We start from the raw sequence: 20,170 nt of genomic DNA, 5'->3' as shown, positions 1-20,170 counted from the left end.
GGCGTTTGCCAAAAGTGACCCGCCGTAAGGGCGGAACCGCCAGCGGCAACACCCGAAGAAACGGATATGCCCCCAAAACCACCCACAGCCTGGTCGGCCCAAAGGCCGCCAAGGCCAACCCAACCCAACCCCCACACCCACACCCTGTCAAAACCCTGAACACACACCCAGAAACATCCCACCCCATTGAAACCACCGAAACCCTGCCCCATCTAACCCCCCATACCCCATTGCGCAGGTGCCCCATGAGCGACCAGCAAGAATTCCCGGACACCCCCGACGACTACACAGAAGCCGAACACATCGAACACCGCTCCACCGGCAAGGGCCTGGCCCTGCCCGGCCAGAACCTGCCGGACAAGGTCTACGTCATCCCGATCCACAACCGTCCGTTCTTCCCGGCGCAAGTGCTGCCGGTCATCGTCAACGAAGAGCCGTGGGCCGAAACCCTGGACCGGGTCAGCCAGTCCGAGCACCACTCGCTCGCCCTGTTCTTCATGGACACGCCCCAGGAAGACCCGCGCCACTTCAACACCAAGGCGCTCCCCGAGTACGGCACCCTGGTCAAGGTGCACCACGCCAGCCGCGAGAACGGCAAGCTGCAGTTCGTCGCGCAGGGCCTGAGCCGCGTGCGCATCAAGACCTGGCTCAAGCACCACCGCCCGCCGTACCTGGTGGAGGTCGAATACCCGCACCAGCCCACGGAGCCGACCGACGAGGTCAAGGCCTACGGCATGGCGCTGATCAACGCGATCAAGGAACTGCTGCCGCTCAACCCGCTGTACAGCGAAGAACTCAAGAACTACCTCAACCGCTTCAGCCCCAACGACCCGTCGCCGCTGACCGACTTCGCCGCCGCCCTGACCTCGGCCACAGGCCCCGAGCTGCAGGAAGTGCTCGACTGCGTGCCGATGCTCAAGCGCATGGAAAAAGTCCTGCCGATGCTGCGCAAGGAAGTCGAGGTCGCGCGCCTGCAGAAAGAGATCTCCGCCGAGGTGAACCGCAAGATCGGCGAGCACCAGCGCGAGTTCTTCCTCAAGGAACAGCTCAAGGTCATCCAGCAGGAGCTGGGCCTGACCAAGGACGACCGCAGCGCCGACCTCGAACAGTTCGAGCAGCGCCTGGAGGGCAAGGTGCTGCCGGCGCAGGTGCAGAAGCGCCTCGAAGAGGAAATGAACAAGCTGTCGATCCTGGAGACCGGCTCGCCGGAGTACGCGGTCACCCGCAATTACCTCGACTGGACGACCTCGGTGCCGTGGGGCGTGTACGGCGAGGACAAGCTCGACCTCAAGCACGCGCGCAAGGTGCTGGACAAGCACCACGCCGGGCTCGACGACATCAAGGACCGGATCCTCGAATTCCTCGCGGTCGGCGCCTACAAGGGCGAGATCAGCGGTTCCATCGTGCTGCTGGTGGGCCCGCCGGGCGTGGGCAAGACCAGCGTCGGCAAATCCATCGCCGAGTCCCTGGGCCGGCCGTTCTACCGCTTCAGCCTCGGCGGCATGCGCGACGAGGCCGAGATCAAGGGCCACCGGCGCACCTACATCGGCGCGCAGCCGGGCAAGCTCGTGCAGGCCCTGAAAGACGTCGAAGTGATGAACCCGGTGATCATGCTCGACGAGATCGACAAGATGGGCCAGAGCTACCAGGGCGACCCGGCCTCGGCGCTGCTGGAGACCCTGGATCCTGAGCAGAACGTCGAGTTCCTCGACCATTACCTCGACCTGCGGATGGACCTGTCCAAAGTCCTGTTCGTCTGCACCGCCAACACCCTGGACTCGATCCCCGGCCCGCTGCTGGACCGGATGGAAGTGATTCGCCTGTCGGGCTACATCACCGAAGAGAAGGTCGCCATCGCCAAGCGCCACCTGTGGCCCAAGCTGCTGGAGAAGGCCGGCGTGTCCAAGGGCAGCCTGAGCATCAGCGACGCGGCCCTCAAGGCCCTGATCGACGGTTACGCCCGCGAGGCCGGCGTGCGCCAGCTGGAAAAGCAGATGGGCAAACTGGTGCGCAAGGCCGTGATGAAACTGATCGACGACCCGAAGGCCGTCATCAAACTGGGCCCCAAGGACCTCGAGGCCTCGCTGGGCCATCCGGTGTTTCGCAACGAACAGGTGCTGTCCGGCACCGGCGTCATCACCGGGCTTGCCTGGACCAGCATGGGCGGCGCGACCCTGCCGATCGAGGCGACGCGCATCCACACGCTCAACCGGGGCTTCAAGCTCACCGGGCAACTGGGCGACGTGATGAAGGAATCGGCGGAGATCGCCTACAGCTACGTCAGCTCGCACCTGAAATCCTTCGGCGGCGACCCGAAGTTCTTCGACGAGGCGTTCGTCCACCTGCACGTGCCGGAAGGCGCGACACCCAAGGACGGCCCGAGCGCCGGCGTGACCATGGCCAGCGCCCTGCTTTCCCTGGCGCGCAACCAGCCGCCGAAGAAAGGCGTGGCCATGACCGGCGAACTGACCCTGACCGGGCACGTGCTGCCGATCGGCGGGGTGCGGGAGAAGGTCATCGCGGCGCGGCGGCAGAAGCTCTTCGAACTGATCCTGCCGGAGGCCAACCGGGGCAACTTCGAGGAACTGCCGGACTACCTCAAGGAAGGCATCATCGTGCACTTCGCCAAGCGGTTCGCGGAGGTGGCGAAGGTGCTGTTCTGATAATCATGTAGTGCCTGCACTACCGCTATCGCTGGCAAGCCAGCTCCCACAGGTTTTGCGGTGACCCCACCGCTTGCGAACACCGCTGATCCTTGTGGGAACTGGCTTGTCGGATCGCCGCACCGCAGCGATGGCGCCAGCAGCGATAACACCAAACCCCGACTGTCACACTTTGTCTCATCTTCAGTTATGCTCGCCGTTCGTCGAGAACGCCGGAGCCCCTCACCCCATGTCCCCCATTCGCCTGTTCGTCCCCCTGAGTCTCGCCCTGCTGGCCGCTTGCGCCACGCAACCGAAAACCAACGTGACCGTGGAAAAACAGAGCGAATGCCCGGTTCGGCTGGCCAACGGGCAAAACCTGATCGTGACCCTGCCCAGCAACCCCACCACCGGCTACCGCTGGGCCATCCAGGATTCCGCCGGCGGTGTGCTGCGCGCCCTGAGCCCCGAGGTCTACAGCAACCCCGAGGACGCCGGCGTGGTCGGCGCGGCGGGCCTGTCCACCTGGCGCTTCCAGGCCTTCGCCGCCGGCACCGGGCGCCTGCGCCTGACCTCGCAGCAGCCGTGGGCGCCGGAGGTGCTGCCGGTGGAAACCTTCGACTGCGCCATTTCGGTCAACTGACATGGGCTGGCTGATCCTGGCGCTGATGGGCGCGGTGACCTTCCTCTACGGCCTGAGCACCCACGCGGCGCTGCTCTGCCTGCTGGTCAAGCCGCTGCCGGTGCTGGCGCTGCTCGGCTGGCTGCACGACGCGCCGCCCGGCGACTACCGGCGCTGGATCAGCCTGGGCCTGATCTTCTCGCTGGTGGGCGACGTGCTGCTGGCCTGGCCGGGCGACCTGTTCGTGTTCGGCCTCGGCGCCTTTCTGGTCGCGCACCTGGCCTACCTCAAAGCCTACCTCAGCGATTGCCGGCGCCTGGCCGTGCTGCCGCTGGTTCTCGCCTTGGCCTTGGGCGCGGTGCTGCTGGGCATTCTGGTGTCCAGCGGCCTGGGGCCGTTGCTGGTGCCGGTGATCGTCTACGGCACGGCCATCAGCGCCATGCTCTGGCGCGCCCTGGCCCGCCTGGGCAGCGGCGTGCCGCAACGCTCGGCGCTGCTGGCCGCCGCCGGGGCCGTGGCGTTCGTGTTCTCCGACAGCGTGATCGGCATCAACCGCTTCGTCGCGCCGTTCCATGCCGCGCCCTACCTCATCATCCTCAGCTACTGGCTGGGCCAGTGGGGCATCGCCGCCTCGGCGTTCTCGCAAAAACAACGCTGATCCCTTGTGGTGGCCGCTCCTCCCTTGTGCTGACCGCTCCCCCCTGTGGCGAGGGAGCTTGCTCCCGCTGGGTTGCGAAGCGACCCCGAATCCGGTGCACGCGGTATTGCAGGTGAATAGCCGTTGCGACTGCTACGCAGCCGAGCGGGAGCAAGCTCCCTCGCCACAGGGTCTCCTGCCAGGCTTGAGCGGTTTATCAGCCAACCCGCGCATCCCGGTGCCAATTTGGCTAAAATGCCGGCCTTTTCCACCGAACCGCCGGAACCGCCGTGAGCAAAGAACCCGACCGCATTTTCGCCCAGCCCATGACCCAGGTGCCTGACTTCGCCTTCAACGAGGACGTGGTGCGGGTGTTCCCGGACATGATCAAGCGCTCGGTGCCGGGTTACCCGACCATCGTCGAGAACCTCGGCGTGCTCGCCGCGCAGTTCGCCCAGCCCCACAGCGTGCTCTACGACCTGGGCGCCTCCCTCGGCGCCGTGACCCAGGCCCTGCGCCGCCATGTGCGCACCGACGGTTGCCGGGTGATCGCGGTGGACAATTCTGCGGCGATGGTCGAACGCTGCCGCGAGTACCTCAACGGTCAGGATTCGATGTTCCAGGAGCTGTTGCCGGTCGAGGTGATCGAAGCCGACATCCTGGCGCTCGACTTCAAGCCGGCCTCGGTGGTGGCGCTGAACTTCACCCTGCAGTTCATCGCACCGCAGCAGCGCTTGGCCCTGCTCGGCCGCATCCGTCAGGCCCTGCTGCCCGGCGGCGCGCTGATCCTGTCCGAGAAGCTGCGCTTCAACGACGCCGACGAACACGCGCTGCTCACCGACCTGCATGTGGCGTTCAAGCGCGCCAACGGCTACAGCGAACTGGAGATCGCCCAGAAGCGCAGCGCCATCGAAAACGTCATGAAGCCCGACAGCCTCGAAGAACACCGCGAACGCCTGTTGGCCGCCGGGTTCTCGAAAGTCGTGCCGTGGTTCCAATGCCTTAACTTCGCCTCCTTGATTGCCCTGCCATGATCGATCTGTCCCCCCTCGCCCGCCGTCTGGCCGGCACGCCGCTGGCCGACTGGGCCAATACCCTGCAAGCGCAGCTCGACAAGAAAATGGAAAAGGGCCACGGCGACCTTGAGCGCTGGCAAAGCGCGCTGGACGCCTTGCCGCAGATCCGGCCGAGCGAAGTCGACTTGCTCGACGGCCTGAAACTGGACAGCGATTGCGACGACGCCACCCGCGCGCAGATGCGCACCGCGCTGATGGGCCTGTCGCCCTGGCGCAAGGGGCCGTTCGACCTGTTCGGCGTGCACGTCGACACCGAATGGCGCTCGGACTGGAAATGGTCGCGGGTCGCCCCGCACCTGAACCTTGTGGGCAAGCGCATCCTCGATGTCGGTTGCGGCAACGGCTACTACATGTGGCGCATGCTCGGCGCCGGGGCCGACAGCGTGATCGGGGTCGACCCGAACTGGCTGTTCTTCTGCCAGTTCCAGGCGGTGCAGCGTTATTTGTCGCAGCCGAACGCCTGGCACCTGCCGTTCCCGTTCGAAGACCTGCCGCCGAACCTCGAAGGTTTCGACACCGTGTTTTCCATGGGCGTGTTCTACCACCGCCGCTCGCCGATCGAGCATCTGCTGGCGCTCAAGGATTGCCTGGTCAAGGGCGGCGAACTGGTGCTGGAGACCCTGGTGGTCGAAGGCGACCGGCACCAGGTGCTGGTGCCGGAGGACCGCTACGCGCAGATGCGCAACGTGTGGTTCCTGCCGTCGGTGCCGGCGCTGGAGCTGTGGCTGCGCCGCGCCGGCTTCAGCGACGTGCGCTGCGTGGACGTGAGCTTCACCACCGTCGAGGAACAGCGCAGCACCGAGTGGATGAAGTATCAGTCGCTGAGCGACTTCCTCGACCCGCACGACCACAGCAAGACGATCGAAGGGCTGCCGGCGCCGATGCGTGCGGTGATCGTCGCCCGCAAGTAGATCTGCGGCGCCCTCACCGGCGCCATCGCCAGCAGGCTGGCTCCCACAAGGGGACTCGGCCGAATGCAGCCACTGCGTTCACCGCAAGACCCTGCTGGCGATGGCATCAACTCAGGCCCTGCTGTGCAGGAGCAAAGCATTGCTTCCACAGGGACCTCGATTGACTGCGCAATCTGTGGGCACCGCCATTCCCTGTGGGAGCCAGCCTGCTGGCGATGGCGTCCGCCAAGACGCCGCCGAACCGAATCAGACAAGCAAGCGTTCAGTCCGAAGACTTGGCCCGCCGGGCCCTGAAGAACTCGGTCAGCACCGCCCCGCACTCCTCCGCCAGCACCCCGCCCTCATGCAGCACCCGATGGTTGAGGAAACCCTGGGTGAAGAACTGCCCCTGGCTCTGCACGATCCCGGCCTTGGGCTCCAGCGCGCCGTACACCACCCGCGCGATGCGCGAATGCACGATCAGCCCGGCGCACATGCTGCACGGCTCCAGCGTCACGTAGAGGGTGCTGCCCGGCAGGCGATAGTTGCCGGCCGCCTGGGCCGCGGCGCGGATGGCGACCATTTCCGCGTGGGCGCTGGGGTCGCTGGTGCTGATCGGGCAATTGAAGCCGCGGCCGACGATTTCGCCGTCCTGCACCAGCACCGCGCCCACCGGCACTTCGCCGAGGGCCGCACCCTGCGCGGCCTGGGCCAACGCCTCGCGCATGAAATCGCGGTCACGGCTGCGGTCGATGATCGCCGCAGGGCGAATCTGGCGCATCACTTCACCTCGATGGCGGCCATCAGGCCGGTTTCCATGTGGTCGATCACGTGGCAGTGGAACATCCACACCCCGGGGTTATCCGCCACCAGCGCCACTTGCGCGCGCTCGTTCTTGCCCAGCAGGTAAGTGTCGGTGAAGTACGGAACGATCTTGCGCCGGTTCGAGGCGATCACCTTGAAGCTCATGCCGTGCAGGTGTATCGGGTGTTGGTACTGGGTCATGTTCTTGAGTTCGAAAATGTAGCTCTGGCCCAGCTTCAGGCTGGCGATCGGCCGGTCGGCGCAGGTCTTGTCGGTGATGTCCCAGGCCTTGCCGTTGATCTGCCACAGGCTCGGCGGCTTGCCGTTGTCGACGTTCACCGACACGGAACCGACCCATTCGAAATTGAAGTTGAGTTTCTCGGCCTTGGCCAGGTCCGGCTCGGCCACCGGGTTGGCGGGCAGCGCCTTCGGCCACTCGGTCGGCGCATCGTCGTTGGCCACCGAACGCAGGGTGCCCAGCCGCACCGGGCCGTTGCGCAGCGACAGTTCCTGGCCTGCCGCCGGGGCCTTGATCGCCAGGCAGATGCGCATGCCGGGGCCGAGCCAGTATTCCTTGCCCAACGGCCGAGGCTCCACCGGGTTGCCGTCCAGCGCGTAGATCTGCGCCTCGACGCCGGGGATGTTGATCCGGTAGGTCAGGGTGTTGTCGAGGTTGAGCAGGCGCACCCGCGTGATCTGCCCGGCAGGCAGTTCGATGACCGGCGAAGGCACGCCGTTGATGGTCGACAGGCGCCCCGCCGTGCCGCCCCGGGCCGCTTCGCGGGGGATGCTGAAGTCGACGAAGTTGCCCTCGTCGTCCACGTGCCAGTTCTTCAGGCTCAAGGTCTTTTCGTAGCGGAAGCCGGTGGGCTCGCGCTCCTCGACGATCAGCGGCCCCACCAGCCCGCGGCCGAGCTCTTCGCTGCTGCTGACGTGCGGGTGATACCAGTAGCTGCCGGCGTCCGGCACGCGGAATTTGTAATCGAAGTATTCGCCCGGCAGCACCGGCAATTGCGAGACGTACGGCACGCCGTCCATTTCCAGCGGCAGGCGGATGCCGTGCCAGTGGATGGTGGTGGCCACCGGCAGCCGGTTGATGAAGCGCACCCGCAGCCACTCGCCCTGACGCACGCGCAGTTCGGTGCCCGGCGCCGACGGGCCGAAGGCCCAGGCCTGGGTCTTGTGCCCGGCCACCAGCTCGACGTCGAGCGGCGCTGCGATCAGCTCATAGTCGTGCCCCGCATCGGCCTCCGCCCGCTTGCCCAGCCAGTAGCGCGCCGTCCCTCCCGCACCGACGCCAACGACAACAAGACCGGCCAGGCCACCGAGGATTTGGCGACGGGTAAAGGACATGAACTGGGCTACCTCACGGATCGACGGCGGGCACCGGGCCCGCAAAAGGCGAATACGATACACCCGCAACTGGCAAACGGTAAGGGCGACGTGGAGACGCACCGCGGCGTGACGCGCGCATCGGCGATCCGATACCCCGGTAACGCACCTGTCCTGCCCAAAGGGGTCATGCTCCCTGCCCGTTTCTCAAGGAGTGAAAGAGCATGACCCCAGACGACCACCGTACATTGCCCAACGCCGCCGACAAGGCGGCGCTCAAGGCCATCGCCACCCGCGTCATCACGGACTGCCCGGGCCTGCACGAAACCGCCCGTGAAGTGGCCGTCGACCTGCTGAAAAGGCACGGCACCACCGGCCTCGATCCGGATCGGGTGTACTTCCACCGTTTCGACGCGGCCCAAAGCAACGGGCGAACCTTCACCGGCTGGGAGCACGTCAATGCCATACCGACCTCGACCCTGAGCCTGACCCAACTGGTGATCCAGCGCTTCCGTGTCGCCGACCAGGACAACGCCGACCTGCTCGACGTGTACGCCGGCTTCTACACCGCAGGCCCCGGCGCAGGCACCTTCAACGAAACCAACGAGGTCCGCCTGCACGGCAACGAGGTGCTGAAAGACTTCTGGAACCTCGATTTCAGCACGCTGTACAAGGATCGGCTGACCGCATTCTGGAACCGCTCGGGCAGCGACTTCCGCACCCTGGCCAAGTGCACCTTCCTGCTCAGGGCCGTGCAGGCCCGGGACAAGCGCCAACTGAGCGACGAGAACTTCCGCTTCGTCACCCAGGCCGCGCTCGGCCCGGTCACCTGGCCGGTCACCCTGAAGTGGCTGCAATCGACACAGGCCACGACGGGCAATGTCCGCACCCTGGATGTCGCCGGGTTCACCGCCACCGACATCCTGCGCTTCGTGGCGCCCAAGGGCCGGCAGATCGTTTACCTGCCCGGCGAAGACAACGCCTTCACGGTGCTGGAGACCGCCACGGACATGCATTTCTGGATGCTGACGCGGATGAACCAGCCGCAGGACCGCCAGGCGTTCATGACACACTTCCCCCTTGCCGACCGCCAGGAGATCGCCGACCACATCACCGACCTGATGAACCGCCTGGTCGGCACGTGGGGCAAGCACGACCACCACCTGATCAACCAGAACGACAAGGCCGTCGGTGGCGATGCCTTCACCTGGCTTCAGGAATCGACCCGCGACGCCATGTTCATCGAGGCCGAGCTGACGCTGGTCTCCAACGGTGACCTGCGCAAGAAACTCTGGATCGGCTACCTCAGCGCCGGCATGAAAGTCTTCGCGCCCATGGCCGTCGTCGGCTGGCCTGTCGCACTGCCGCTGGTCGGCGCCAGCCTCGCCGGCATGGGGCTCAACATCGATCAAGCGGTCAATGGCAGAACCCCCGAAGAGCGCAAGGCCGGCGTCCTGGGAGCGGTGCTCGACGGCTTCAACCTGTTGCTGAACCTGGTCGCCCTCGGCGGGCCCGGCTCACTGGAAGAGATCGGCCCCGACGTCGAAGCGGCCGAGGCCAGGGAAATGGCCAAGCTGAAAGAAGCGACGCAGCCGTCCGAAGCCCCGGAACCCTCCCTCCCCGAAGCGAAGGCCCCAGCGGTTGATCGCCCAAGGCCGGCCTCCAGGATTCCGGAGTCCTACAGAATCGGCCTGTCGCTCGATGACGACTCGCTGATCCGCGAACCGGGCCAGTTCCAGGGCATCCACCGTCTGTCGTCCAACCCCTCGTCGGCCATCCGCCTCGGCGACGGCAGCTACTACGTCCGCTACGAAACCTCGGTGAACGGCGCCGGCACCTGGGCAATCATCGACCCGGCCCGGCCGAACGCCTTCTCCGGGTCGATTCCCGTCCGGCTGAATGCCGCCGGCCAATGGGAACCCGTTCCGCGGCTCGGGTTGAAAGGGGGCATGGACCTGCCGCGCGCCAACACCTCCACCCCGCAGCCCTGGGCGCAGTTGCCCGGCACCCGCGTCGCGGAAATCGAGGCCCGCGACATGAGGGCCTGGGCCCTGGGCGGAGCGGACGATGTTCAGTCGGTCACCGATGCGTCCCGCGTTTCCCGCCCCCTGAGCCGCTTCGAGCTGAGCCAGGAACCGGCCCGCGACAACCTGTTCGAAGATGCCCGCGCCTGGTATGCGGCCAATCCTGCGACGCCTCGCCTGCCCGCGGCCTCCAGCGCCTCTCTCGGCACGCCTGGCGATCTGCTCGACACGGCTTTTGCGCAAAACTCGGGCCTGGTCATCGGCGAGACACGGGGCTGCATCGGCAGCAAACAGTTCCTGATCGAAAACATGCCCGCCCTCGCCGGCCGGGGCGTGAAGACGCTCTACCTGCAGCAACTGCTGGCCAACGTCAACCAGTCGGAGCTGGACGCGTTCGCCCGCACAGGCCGCATGCCCGCAGAGCTGGCGGACTACCTGCACAGGCTCGACTTCATGGCCGGCAACGACCCCGACGGGCGGTTCACGCTCACGCAGTTGGTAAACGCCGCCAATGCCTCGAAGATCCGCGTGCAGGCGCTCGACTTGTCCACCACCTTCAACGTCAACCGGGCCGCGTTCGGCTCGGAGCCGGATCTGCCGATGGCCAGGAGCTTTTTCGCCGGCCAGGTCATCCGGTTCAACGAAGCCATCAAAGGCCCGGCCAAATGGGTGGCCCTGGTGGACCGGGAACACATGACCACCTTCAGGGGCCACCAGGGCATCAGCGAACAGGCCGACGCCCTGAGCCTGCGCTTCGATGACGTCCCGCCGGGCCATGCAGCCCCCATCGGCGCGGATCCCGGGGTGGTCGTCGAATATTCCGACTACCCCGGCTCCCCCGTTTATGACCCGGTGGACGGAGTCTCCGAATTCGACACGGTACAAGCGCAGATCCAGGGAACCTGGCGCATGCAGATGCCGACGCCCTGGGCCTACAGAACCCCGCAGGAGCTTCGCGCCCTGCTGCCGGAACCCGGCATGTTCACCTTCCAGCGTTACCGCAACAGCATCTTGGTGGTCTACCGCAACGCAACGCTCCACATGGCGGACAGCGTCGTGCGCACGACGCCCGGCGGGCGGATCAATCTGCAGACGCCGATGCGGCCGGAATACGACTCCATCACGGTCGACAGCTTCGATGAGCTCAAACAGGCCCTGACGCAAAGAGGCCTGCGGCCGATGGGGTGGCCGGTGCAGAGCGCATCTGTGCCGCCCGGACTTGCACCGCTGCTGAGTGCGCCCGCCCAAGCGAAGCTCTCGCGCTGGATGGCCAATGAGGTGCTGGACGGCAGGACGCCTGACGCCGGGCCCGGCAAGTTCCAGGGCATCTATCGGCTCGACGGAAACCCTTCGACGGCAATTCTCCTCAACGATCGGGCCTATTACGTGCGCTACGAGGCCGATATCAACGGCAGCGGCACCTGGGCCATTGTCGACCCTGCAAATCCCGATGCATTTTCAGGCACCGTGCCTGTACGCCTGAACGAGCGGTCTGAATGGGAACCGGCAGCCGGGGTTGGCCTGAAGGGCGGCGGCAATAACCTCAAGGGCATGTCCCGCGCCGCCGCACCGCAACCGGCCCCTGCGCCACCGGCCTCTCCACCGCCGCTTCGCCGCCCGTTGACCCGGTATGAAGCCCCATCCCGGTACGGCCTCAGAAAACTGGCGCTGGGCGAGCGGGAAACACACATCAAAATCCTGCGGCTGCCCGACGGCACCCTGAAGGGGATCACCTCATACGATGAATACGTGGCGCCGTTGCGGCGCAAACTGGCAGGCGACTCCCTTCACTTTTTCGCCCGCAAGAACCTTTTCAGCACCTTGCCTGCACGTCCGCCAATCCCTGTCGTCACACCGGCGACCACCGCTGCGGAACTCATCGATGACGTATTCGCCGAATCGCCCGGCCTGGTCGTCGGCGAGAGCCAGGACCGCATCGCCAGCGTGCGCTTTCTCATCGAGCACATGCCGCAGCTGGCCCGGCAAGGGGTCAAGACCCTCTATGTCCATCGTCTGCTCAACGACTTCAGCCAGACCGACCTGAACGCGTTCTTCCGCTCCGGGGACATGTCCGCCGACCTTGAGCAGACGCTGCAGCAATTGCAAAGCGATCCGTCAGGGCGCCATACGCCGCTGGAACTGGTCAGGACTGCCCGCCTCAACGGGATCCGGGTTCAGGCGACCGACTGCCTGGCCAGCTATCGCTACCCCGGCCCGACATTGCCGGAAATAGAGGAACAAGCGCTCAAGAGCTATCTCACTCACTCGATCATGCAGAGCGACCAGTCGCTCAACGGGGCAGCCAAGTGGGTCGTGCTGACGGAACAGGACAACATCAATACCTTCCGGGGGATGGCGGGCATCAGCGAATTGCAGGGCGGCATCGGTTTGCGCATCGAAGAGGTTTCGCCTGATTCCGCTTCGTTGATAGAGGCGGACCGCGGCATCGAGACAGCCCGGAGCCAATCCGCGGCCGAAGCGGCCGAAGGCAGCAACGTCGAAACGCTGTACGCCGATCTGAGCCTGAAAATGCCGCAGGCCCCGGCTGAAAGGACGCCTGCGGATCTCGAACGGCTGCTGATGCGGCATGGCATGTACACCTTCGAGAGAAACGATGACGGCTGGACGTTGATCCACCGCAGCCGAGACAACCTGATCGTCCGCACGCCGGTGGAACTGACCGAAGGCCACCGGTACCGGCTCCACCGCGCCTCATGGACGGGCGTGAGCGACGTGCCCTTTGCCAGCTTCGCGGAACTGACCTGGGCCCTCAACAAAATGGGCATGCGCCCCGAGGGCCGCTTACCCGTCTGATCGGCCGGCCGACGCAAAAAAAAGCCCCCGGTCTCGCGACCGGGGGCTTTTGGGCATTACCGGATCAGGCCCGAAACGACGGGCCCGGTCTGGATCATTCCCACTCAATGGTCGCCGGCGGCTTGCTCGACACGTCGTAGGTGACGCGGGAGATGCCTTCGATCTCATTGATGATGCGGCCGGAAACGGTTTCCAGCAGCTCGTACGGCAGGTGCGCCCAACGGGCGGTCATGAAGTCGATGGTCTCGACGGCACGCAGGGCCACGACCCACGCGTAACGGCGGCCGTCGCCGACCACGCCCACCGATTTCACCGGCTGGAACACCACGAACGCCTGGCTGACCTTGTGGTACCAGTCGGCCTTGCGCAGCTCTTCGATGAAGATGTGGTCGGCGCGGCGCAGCAGGTCGGCGTACTCCTTCTTCACTTCGCCGAGGATGCGCACGCCCAGGCCCGGGCCCGGGAACGGGTGACGGTAGACCATGTCGTACGGCAGACCCAGCTCCAGGCCCAGACGGCGGACTTCGTCCTTGAACAGTTCGCGCAGCGGCTCGACCAGCTTCAGGTTCATCTCTTCCGGCAGGCCGCCCACGTTGTGGTGCGACTTGATCACGTGGGCCTTGCCGCTCTTGGCGCCGGCCGACTCGATCACGTCCGGGTAGATGGTGCCCTGGGCGAGGTACTTGATGTTGTTCAGCTTGCAGGACTCGGCATCGAACACGTCGATGAAGGTGCGGCCGATGATCTTGCGCTTCTTCTCAGGGTCGGCTTCGCCGGCCAGGTTGTTCAGGAACTGGTCTTCGGCGTTGGCGCGGATCACCTTGACGCCCATGTTCTCGGCGAACATGGCCATCACCTGGTCGCCTTCGTGCAGGCGCAGCAGGCCGTTGTCGACGAACACGCAGGTCAGCTGGTCGCCGATGGCCTTGTGCAGCAGGGCCGCGACCACCGAGGAATCGACGCCGCCGGACAGGCCCAGCAGCACGTTGTCGGTGCCGACCTGGGCGCGGATGTTGGCGATGGCGTCTTCGGCGATCTTCGACGGCGTCCACAGGGCTTCGCAACCGCAGATGTCGAGGACGAAGCGCGACAGGATGCGGCCGCCCTGCTTGGTGTGGGTCACTTCCGGGTGGAACTGCACGCCGTAGTAGGCGCGCTCGTCGTTGAACATGCCGGCGATCGGGCAGCTCGGGGTGCTGGCCAGGATGTGGAAGTCTTCCGGCATCTTGGTGACCTTGTCGCCGTGGCTCATCCACACGTCGAGGCCGAACAGGCCGTCGGCGTCGATGTGGTCTTCGATGCCGTCGAGCAGGCGGCTCTTGCCGACCACGTCGACACGGGCGTAGCCGAACTCACGCAGTTCGGAACCTTCGACCTTGCCGCCCAACTGCTCGGCCATGGTCTGCATGCCGTAGCAGATGCCGAAGACCGGAACGCCCAGGTCGAAGACGGCCTGCGGGCAGCGGGGGCTGTCGGCGACGTGCACGGACTCGGGGCCGCCGGCGAGGATGACACCCTTCGGGGCGAATTCGCGGATCGCATCTTCGTCCATGTCGAACGGGTGCAGTTCGCAGTACACGCCGATCTCGCGCACGCGGCGGGCGATCAGTTGGGTGTACTGGGAGCCGAAGTCGAGGATCAGGATGCGGTGAGCGTGAATATCGAGGGCCATGATTCAGTCTCGTCTTAAGTCAATCAGTAACAGTCGTGATTCAGAAACAACTCGGGGCTGAATGAACAGCCCCGGTTGCTTAGCGATTTTGAAGGCTCAACCTACGCGGTAGTTTGGCGCTTCCTTGGTGATCTGCACGTCGTGGACGTGGGATTCGGCCATGCCGGCGCCGGTGATCCGCACGAATTCAGGCTTGGTGCGCATCTCTTCGATGTTGGCGCTGCCGGTGTAGCCCATCGAGGAACGCAGGCCGCCCATCAGCTGGTGGATGATCGCGGTCAGGGTGCCCTTGTACGGCACGCGGCCTTCGATGCCTTCCGGAACCAGTTTCTCGGCGCCGGCCGAGGAGTCCTGGAAGTAGCGGTCGGAGGAACCCTGGGCCTGGGCCATCGCGCCCAGCGAACCCATGCCGCGGTAAGCCTTGTAGGAACGGCCCTGGAACAGTTCGATCTCGCCCGGCGCCTCTTCGGTGCCGGCGAACATCGAGCCCATCATCACGCAGGAAGCGCCGGCCACGATGGCCTTGGACAGGTCGCCCGAGAAGCGGATGCCGCCGTCGGCGATCAGCGGAACGCCGGTGCCTTCAAGGGCGGCGGCCACGTTGGCGATGGCGCTGATCTGCGGAACGCCGACACCGGCGACGATGCGGGTGGTGCAGATCGAGCCAGGGCCGATGCCGACCTTGACCGCGTCGGCGCCGGCTTCGGCCAGGGCCTTGGCGGCGGCGCCGGTGGCGATGTTGCCGCCGATCACCTGCACTTCAGGGAAGTTTTCCTTGACCCAGCGGACGCGGTCGATCACGCCTTTGGAGTGGCCGTGGGCGGTGTCGACCACCACCACGTCAACGCCGGCGTTGACCAGGGCCGCGACACGCTCGCCGGTGTCCTTGCCGGTGCCGACCGCAGCGCCGACGCGCAGACGACCTTGGTCGTCCTTGCTGGCCAGCGGGTAGGCCTTGGCCTTCTCGATGTCCTTGACGGTCATCATGCCCTTGAGGGCGAACTTGTCGTCGACGATCAGGACTTTTTCCAGGCGGTGCTTGTGCAGCAGCTCGCGGACTTCGTTCTTGTCGGCGCCTTCGCGGACGGTGACCAGACGCTCTTTGGGCGTCATCACTTCGCGCACGCTGGCGTCCAGGCGGTTCTCGAAGCGCACGTCGCGGGAGGTGACGATGCCGACCAGGTCGCCGTCGTGCAGCACCGGCACGCCGGAGATGTTGTGCTGGCGGGTCAGTTCGAACAGGTCACGCACGGTGGCGTCGGCCTCGATGGTGATCGGGTCCTTGACCACGCCGGCCTCGAACTTCTTGACCTTGCGCACTTCGGCGGCCTGCTGCTCGATGGTCATGTTCTTGTGGATGATGCCAATGCCGCCTTCCTGAGCCATGGCGATGGCCAGACGGGCTTCAGTGACGGTGTCCATGGCGGCGGAAACCAGAGGAATGTTCAGCTCGATGCCACGGGTAAGGCGGGTCTTCAGGCTGACTTCGTTGGGAAGCACCTCGGAATAACCGGGCACTAGGAGAATGTCGTCGAAGGTCAGAGCTTCTTGGCTGATACGCAGCATCGCGGGGGCTCCCGGGCGGGAAAATGGAAGCGCGCCATTATACTCAGACACCCCGCCGGGCTCAATGCAAAACTCGCCTGATATCAATGTTGCTGATGTACGGAAAACCCGGCGCCTAGAGCTCCACCTTCACCCAGCTCACCGGCTGGTCCAGCCAATCGGCGAATTCGTCGATGAAGCTCTGCTTGAACCCGGCCTCCAGCCAGTTGTTGAAGATGAACCCCAGGTTGGAGAACGCACAGGGCTGCAGGAACAGAAAACCGTTGATGTCGTCTTCGTGCCCGCACTCGGGGCAGGTGAAATTGTCGGTGCGGTTGGGCATCCAGTCTTCCAGGCTTTCGAACAGCGCTTCGCCGATCTCCTGACGGCACTCGGCGCAGCCGGCCTCTTCGAGGAAGCCCTTGGCCGGTGTATAGATGCAGCGCTTGACGATGATCTCCAAGCCGTTGACCGGCTCGCCGAACGGCAACGCCTCGGGATGCAGCACCACCTCGCGGGCCCCTTCGGCGATCGCGTGGCCCATGCGGTTGCCGGTGCGCCCGCAGGTGCTCAACTGTTCCTCGACGATGTTCTTGCGCACCAGCCAGCGCACGATGGCCCGGGCGCGGGGTTCGTGCACCGGCAGGGTGGAGATTTTCGGGACGAGGATGCTTTGCGAGTTCATGGGCCCAGCCTGCTGCGGATACGGTTGATCATCCTTGTGGGAGCGAGCCTGCTCGCGACGGCGTCGCATCAGCCAGCGATGTGTCGGCTGAATGGGCGCTATCGCGAGCAGACTCGCTCCCACAAGGAAGTGCGGCCGGCAGCTTAATGCCTGACGCGCCCCGGTCAAGTGCCGAACCAGCGCCCGATCAGCGCAACCCCGCTGGCCAGCACCAGCCAGGTCACCAGCCGCACGAACGCCTCGCGGGACAGGCGCGCGGTCAACCGCCGCCCGGACCACAAGCCCAGCGCCATGGCCGGCATCAGGCACAGCGCGAGCATCAGCAAGGGTAGCTCGGCATACACCCCCGCGACGGCGAACAGGCTCAAGCGCACCACCGTGCTGCAACTGATCAGCGCGCTTTGCGTGGCCCGCGCCGCGTCCTTGGGCAACCGGCTGTTGAGGTAGATCGCATACAGAAAGCCGCCGCTGCCGAACAGCGCACCGAACAGCCCTCCCACCGTACCCATCGGCAGCGCCCAGCCGGCGGCCAGTTGCGTCGGCCGGGCCTTGACCCACAGGCTGTAGACCGCATACGCGCTGATGAACAGCCCCATCATCAGCAACAGCAGGTCGGACTTGAGGTTGAGCAGGAAAATCACCCCTAGCGTGCACCCCACCGCCATGCACGGCAGCAGGCGCAGCAGTTCCGGCTTCGCCACGTCCCGCCGCGAAGGCAGCAGGTTGCCGAACGCGGCGACGAAATCCAGCAGCACCAGCAACGGCACGATCTTCGACAACGGCATGAACAGGATCAGGATCGGCCCCGCCACCAGCGCCGTGCCGAAACCGGCGATGCCGAAGACCACATACGCCAGCGCCACCCCCGCGCCGACGGCGGCCCAGCCCCCGACGCCCCACGACCATTCGCTCAACAATGCCGCCACACTCATCCGTCCGTCTCCTCATGTCAGTCCGGGATGACTTTAGCCAGCGGCGAGACTTGCGACTAATATCGCTTGAGCCACCCAGCCATCTCGAAAAGGCATACCTCGTGCTCTCCACCCGCCAACTGCGCTACTTCGTGGAAATCGCCGACTGCGGCAGCTTCAGCGCCGCCGCCGAGCGCCTGTTCATCGCCCAATCGGCGCTGAGCCGGCAGATCAAGGACATGGAGCAGCGCCTGCACACCCCGCTGTTCGAACGCACCGCCCGCCAGCCCCGGCTCACGGCAGCCGGCGAAGCCTTCCTGCCCCGGGCCCGCAACCTGCTCGCCGAACTGGACAAGGCCAGCGCCCTGGCCACCGAAGTCGGCACCGGCCGGCGCGGCACGGTGCGCCTGAGCCATTCCAGCACCGTTGCGCTCAGCGGTGGGCTGCTGGACGGCATCGGCGTTTTTCTCGAGCAACTGCCCGGCGTGTCGCTGGACATCGGCAAGCTCTCCTCCGAAGCGCAGCTTGAGGAACTCGCCGAGGGCCGCCTCGATGTCGGCCTGCTGCGCCTGCCGGTGCTGCGCCAGCGCGAAGGCGTCCAAGTGCTGCCGCTGTTCACCGAACGCCTGCTGCTGGCGGCGCCGGACACCCATCGGCTGGTCAAGACGGGTTCGGCCATCGACCTGGCGCAATTGAAGGACGAGCCGTTCATCTCGATCCCGCACCCCCAGCGCGGCGGGCTCAGCTATTTATGTGCGGAGCTGTGCATGCGCCATGGCTTCTTCCCGAAAGCGGCACGGGTGATTTCGCGCAAGACCACGCAGCTGCAGCTGATCCAGGCCGGGTTCGGCATCGCCCTGCTGCCGGAGTCGATGCAGGCCATCGCCCCGCCGGGCGTGCGCTTCCTGCCCTTGGCCGATCCCGGCTGCCACAGCACCGTCGCCCTCGCCTGCCGGCAGGATCCGCCGCCGCTGGTCCGACGCTTCATCGAGACCTTCACCGCATCCTGTGGCAGCCGGCCTGCTGGCGACGGCGCCAGAGAGGGCACCGCCTAGCAGAACGTGGCAATCGCCCCCGCAAGGGATTTGGGCGCAGTCATGGAGAATCGCCACCGAATCCCTTTACACTGCGCCCCATGATTAAAGATCCCTTTGCAAGACTCGGCCTTGACCGCGAAGTCCTGACCGTCACCCAGCTCAACGGCCGCGCCCGCGTGCTGCTCGAAGACGTGTTCAGCAACATCTGGGTCGAAGGCGAAATCTCCAACCTGGCCCGCCCGGCGTCCGGGCACGTGTACTTCACCCTCAAGGACAGCGGCGCCCAGGTGCGCTGCGCGCTGTTCCGCCAGAACGCGGCGCGGGTGCGCCAGGCGCTGAAGGACGGCCTGGCGGTCAAGGTGCGCGGAAAAGTCTCGCTGTTCGAGGGCCGCGGCGACTACCAGCTGATCCTCGATACCGTGGAGCCGGCCGGCGACGGCGCGCTGCGCCTGGCCTTCGACGCGCTGAAGGAAAAGCTCAGCGCCGAGGGCCTGTTCAGCGCCGAGCGCAAAGTGCCGCTGCCCGCCCATCCGCAGCGCATCGGCATCATCAGTTCGCCGACCGGCGCGGTGATCCGCGACATCATCAGCGTGTTCCGCCGCCGCGCGCCGCAGGTGCAACTGACGCTGATCCCCACCGCCGTGCAGGGCCGCGAGGCCACCGCGCAGATCGTCCGGGCCCTGAAGCTGGCGGACGCCCGGGGCTTCGATGCGTTGATCCTGGCCCGCGGCGGCGGCTCGCTGGAAGACCTCTGGTGCTTCAACGAAGAAGCCGTGGCCCGCGCCGTGGATGCCTGCGTGACGCCGATCGTCAGCGCCGTCGGCCATGAGACCGACGTGTCGATCAGCGACTTCGTGGCCGACGTGCGTGCGCCGACGCCCTCCGCCGCCGCCGAACTGCTCGCCCCGGATTCCAGCCACCTGATCCGTCAGGTCGAAAGCCTGCACCGGCGCCTGGTGATGCGCATGCGCGACCGCCTGATGCGCGACCGCCTGCGCCTGGAAGGCATGACCCGCCGCCTGCGCCATCCCGGCGAACGCCTGCGCCAGCAGGCCCAGCGCCTGGACGACCTGGACATGCGCCTGCGCCGGGCTTTCGAGCGCCACCTGAACACCCGCCGCGAACGCCTGCTGCGCCTGGAGGCCCGCCTCGCCGGGCAGCATCCGGGACGCCAGTTGGCCCTGCTGCGCCAACGCCTGGACAGCCTGGCCGAACGCCTGCCCCGGGCCATGCGCGAAGGCCTGAAGAACCGGCGCCTGCAACTGCACAGCCAGATGCAGACCCTGCATGTGGTCAGCCCGCTGGCGACGCTCGGCCGGGGCTACAGCATCCTGCTGGACGAACGCGGCAACGCGATCCGCAGCGCCGCGCAGACACAGAACGGCCAACGCCTCAAGGCCAGGCTCGGCGAAGGCGAACTGCACGTGCGCGTCGAGGACAATCACCTGACGCCTGTCACCCTTTCTTTACTGGACTGAT

14 protein-coding genes are annotated in these 20,170 nt (G+C 66.0%); 8 read left to right on the top strand and 6 right to left on the bottom strand.

The genetic code is table 11. The features are described 5' to 3' along the window. Nucleotides 1-245: 245 nt before the first annotated feature. From lon to cmoB, 5 genes are all read left to right on the top strand, one after another. Nucleotides 246-2,663: an endopeptidase La gene (gene lon, locus ACIP0B_RS19395; protein ID WP_400835151.1), complete on the top strand. Its 2,418-nt coding sequence runs from the start codon at nucleotides 246-248 to the stop codon at nucleotides 2,661-2,663. 229 nt (nucleotides 2,664-2,892) lie between these two features. Next, nucleotides 2,893-3,285, top strand: coding sequence for a protease inhibitor I42 family protein (locus ACIP0B_RS19390; protein WP_400835148.1), 393 nt, complete (start codon nucleotides 2,893-2,895; stop codon nucleotides 3,283-3,285). Between the two features lies 1 nt (nucleotide 3,286). Next, nucleotides 3,287-3,922, top strand: a complete 636-nt coding sequence (locus ACIP0B_RS19385) for a lysoplasmalogenase (protein WP_400835145.1) — start codon at nucleotides 3,287-3,289, stop codon at nucleotides 3,920-3,922. Between the two features lie 269 nt (nucleotides 3,923-4,191). Then, entirely contained in the window at nucleotides 4,192-4,935 is a 744-nt protein-coding gene (cmoA, locus tag ACIP0B_RS19380; RefSeq protein ID WP_400835142.1) for a carboxy-S-adenosyl-L-methionine synthase CmoA, read from the top strand. After that, on the top strand, nucleotides 4,932-5,888 hold the full coding sequence (gene cmoB / locus ACIP0B_RS19375; RefSeq protein WP_400835139.1) for a tRNA 5-methoxyuridine(34)/uridine 5-oxyacetic acid(34) synthase CmoB: 957 nt from the start codon (nucleotides 4,932-4,934) through the stop codon (nucleotides 5,886-5,888). Before cmoA ends, cmoB begins: the two co-directional genes overlap by 4 nt. Before the next feature lie 262 nt (nucleotides 5,889-6,150). Here cmoB and tadA read toward each other — a convergent pair whose 3' ends face one another. Both tadA and ACIP0B_RS19365 read right to left on the bottom strand, forming a co-directional pair. Next, on the bottom strand, nucleotides 6,151-6,648 hold the full coding sequence (gene tadA / locus ACIP0B_RS19370) for a tRNA adenosine(34) deaminase TadA (RefSeq protein WP_400835136.1): 498 nt from the start codon (nucleotides 6,646-6,648) through the stop codon (nucleotides 6,151-6,153). Next, nucleotides 6,648-8,024 carry a multicopper oxidase family protein gene (locus ACIP0B_RS19365; RefSeq protein ID WP_400835133.1) on the bottom strand — a complete coding sequence of 459 codons (1,377 nt, stop codon included), beginning with the start codon at nucleotides 8,022-8,024 and terminating at the stop codon, nucleotides 6,648-6,650. Before ACIP0B_RS19365 ends, tadA begins: the two co-directional genes overlap by 1 nt. 203 nt (nucleotides 8,025-8,227) lie before the next feature. Between ACIP0B_RS19365 and ACIP0B_RS19360 the strand changes: the two genes are divergently transcribed. Continuing rightward, nucleotides 8,228-12,841 carry a membrane-targeted effector domain-containing toxin gene (locus ACIP0B_RS19360; RefSeq protein WP_400835130.1) on the top strand — a complete coding sequence of 1,538 codons (4,614 nt, stop codon included), beginning with the start codon at nucleotides 8,228-8,230 and terminating at the stop codon, nucleotides 12,839-12,841. A gap of 94 nt (nucleotides 12,842-12,935) precedes the next feature. On the opposite strand, the gene guaA is transcribed toward ACIP0B_RS19360, so the two are convergent. The 4 genes from guaA to ACIP0B_RS19340 all read right to left on the bottom strand — a co-directional run bounded on the left by guaA (nucleotide 12,936) and on the right by ACIP0B_RS19340 (nucleotide 17,675). After that, nucleotides 12,936-14,513 (bottom strand): glutamine-hydrolyzing GMP synthase, encoded by a 1,578-nt coding sequence (guaA, locus tag ACIP0B_RS19355; RefSeq protein WP_085586659.1) that lies wholly within the window; start codon nucleotides 14,511-14,513, stop codon nucleotides 12,936-12,938. A gap of 96 nt (nucleotides 14,514-14,609) precedes the next feature. Continuing rightward, nucleotides 14,610-16,079 (bottom strand): IMP dehydrogenase, encoded by a 1,470-nt coding sequence (gene guaB, locus ACIP0B_RS19350; protein ID WP_400835126.1) that lies wholly within the window; start codon nucleotides 16,077-16,079, stop codon nucleotides 14,610-14,612. Nucleotides 16,080-16,194: 115 nt separating this feature from the next. Beyond that, on the bottom strand, nucleotides 16,195-16,743 hold the full coding sequence (locus tag ACIP0B_RS19345) for a sugar ABC transporter ATPase (protein ID WP_400835123.1): 549 nt from the start codon (nucleotides 16,741-16,743) through the stop codon (nucleotides 16,195-16,197). A gap of 164 nt (nucleotides 16,744-16,907) precedes the next feature. Next, nucleotides 16,908-17,675 carry a sulfite exporter TauE/SafE family protein gene (locus ACIP0B_RS19340; RefSeq protein WP_400835120.1) on the bottom strand — a complete coding sequence of 256 codons (768 nt, stop codon included), beginning with the start codon at nucleotides 17,673-17,675 and terminating at the stop codon, nucleotides 16,908-16,910. Nucleotides 17,676-17,776: 101 nt separating this feature from the next. Between ACIP0B_RS19340 and ACIP0B_RS19335 the strand changes: the two genes are divergently transcribed. Next, nucleotides 17,777-18,709 carry a LysR family transcriptional regulator gene (locus tag ACIP0B_RS19335; protein ID WP_400835117.1) on the top strand — a complete coding sequence of 311 codons (933 nt, stop codon included), beginning with the start codon at nucleotides 17,777-17,779 and terminating at the stop codon, nucleotides 18,707-18,709. A gap of 80 nt (nucleotides 18,710-18,789) precedes the next feature. Continuing rightward, nucleotides 18,790-20,169, top strand: coding sequence for an exodeoxyribonuclease VII large subunit (gene xseA / locus ACIP0B_RS19330; protein WP_400835114.1), 1,380 nt, complete (start codon nucleotides 18,790-18,792; stop codon nucleotides 20,167-20,169). Nucleotide 20,170 lies beyond the last annotated feature (1 nt).

It is taken from the genome of Pseudomonas sp. NPDC089534 (genome assembly GCF_044749305.1).
In the GTDB taxonomy this organism is placed as follows: Bacteria; Pseudomonadota; Gammaproteobacteria; order Pseudomonadales; family Pseudomonadaceae; genus Aquipseudomonas; species Aquipseudomonas ekonensis.
This window is presented reverse-complemented; position numbering and strand designations above follow the sequence as displayed.